This is a genomic window from Aerococcus sp. L_32, assembly GCF_050689315.1.
In genome coordinates this window covers 1-1,769 of the sequence record NZ_JBOEQF010000400.1, presented here as the reverse complement: position 1 = coordinate 1,769, position 1,769 = coordinate 1, and the positions used below count along the sequence as shown (strand labels likewise).

Annotated in this window: 2 protein-coding genes; one reads left to right on the top strand and one right to left on the bottom strand. The window is 40.9% G+C overall.

Annotated elements, in window-relative coordinates; all coding sequences use genetic code 11:
* On the top strand, nucleotides 1–1,255 hold a 1,255-nt coding region (gene purB / locus ACRCJ0_RS13360), incomplete at its 5' end, for an adenylosuccinate lyase (protein ID WP_431390732.1).
* Between the two features lie 250 nt (nucleotides 1,256–1,505).
* On the opposite strand, the gene ACRCJ0_RS13355 is transcribed toward purB, so the two are convergent.
* Nucleotides 1,506–1,769 (bottom strand): helix-turn-helix transcriptional regulator (locus ACRCJ0_RS13355; protein WP_431390731.1); only part of this gene is annotated, 264 nt, incomplete at its 5' end.

The following is a 1,769-nucleotide window of genomic DNA, read 5'->3' as shown; positions in this document are numbered from 1 at the left end:
AGAAAATAAATATGCATCTTGGTTGGAAGTTGAAATTCTTGCAACAGAGGCATGGGCGGCCTTAGGTGAAGTCCCTAAAGAGGATGCGCAAGCCATTCGTGAAAAGGCCACTTTCGATGCAAAACGAGTGGAAGAAATTGAAAAAGAAACCCGTCATGATGTGGTTGCCTTTACCCGTAACGTGTCTGAATCATTGGGCGAAGAACGTAAATGGGTGCACTATGGTTTAACGTCTACTGATGTTGTGGATACAGCTCAAGGTTACCAATTAAAACAAGCAAATGATTTAATTCGTAAAGACTTAGACCGATTGTTGCAAGTGTTAAAAGCGCGTGCGATTGAACATAAATACACTGTTACAATGGGCCGTACCCATGGTGTTCACGCTGAACCAACGACTTTTGGTTTGAAAGTAGCGCGTTGGTATTCAGAATGTAAACGAAATATCCAACGTTTTGAAGCGGCTGCGCGCGGTGTTGAAGCAGGTAAAATATCTGGTGCAGTAGGTACTTACGCCAATGTACCGCCATTTATTGAAACTTTTGTGTGTGAACACTTAGGCATCAACCCACAAGAGATTTCAACGCAAATCCTACCACGTGACCTTCACGCTGAATATATTTCATCACTCGCTTTAATCGCTACAATGATTGAAAATATTGCGACCGAGGTCCGTTCACTACAAAAATCGGAAACACGTGAAGTGGAAGAATTCTTTGCAAAAGGGCAAAAAGGTTCAAGCGCAATGCCACATAAGCGTAACCCAATCGGTTCAGAAAACATGGCTGGATTAGCACGTGTCGTTCGTGGTCATGTCATGACTGCTTATGAAAACGTGACCTTATGGCATGAAAGAGATATCTCTCATTCATCGGCTGAACGCATTATCCTACCAGATACAACAATCTTAGTAGATTACATGTTACATCGTTTCGCAAACATCATGGAAAAACTAACCGTCTTCCCTGAAAATATGAAACGCAACATGGATGCTACTCACGGTTTAATCTACTCACAACGTGTATTGCTAAAATTGGTTGATGCAGGCTTATCACGTGAAGCAGCCTACGACTTAGTACAACCTCTGACTGCAATCGCTTGGGACGAAGGCAAGCACTTTAAAGGGCTTGTAGAAGCCAATGAAGAAATCACTAGTCACCTTGATCAAGCAGCTATTGATGATGCATTTGACTACCACTACCATATCCAAAAAGTAGATGACATTTTCGAAAAATTAGGACTAGTAGAAGATTAGGTTATTAGCAAAATTGCAATGACTGTATACAAAAAAGCTCACGGTACTTAACCCAGATTAGGGCAAGTACCGTGAACTTTTTTTGATTTATGAAAAAAATTGTTGCAAGTAGCGTGATTCAGCACTGTTTTGTCCGATCCTGGACTGAGGGTGGTGCCACTGCTTTTAAGGCTATGATAGGTAAAGAGACAGCCGACGACTGAAATCAATAAATCAATAAATCTATAAATCTATAAAAAAAAGGAGATCCTTATGAGTCTCCTTTTTTTGGTACCTGATGCGGTCTAATATGATAATGCTTAATAAAGGCTCTATAGAAGTTACTATAATCATTAAAGCCAGCTTTTTGCCATGACTCCGTGATAGACAAACCATTTTCAATCAGGGTATAGGCATAGCCCAACCGCAAGTCCAAGATGAATTGGTAAATGGTTGAATGGAAGTAAGGCTGGAATACCCGGTTGACAGTTGACGTTGAAATGTCGAACTTGTCTGCGATGTCTTGAAGGGTTAG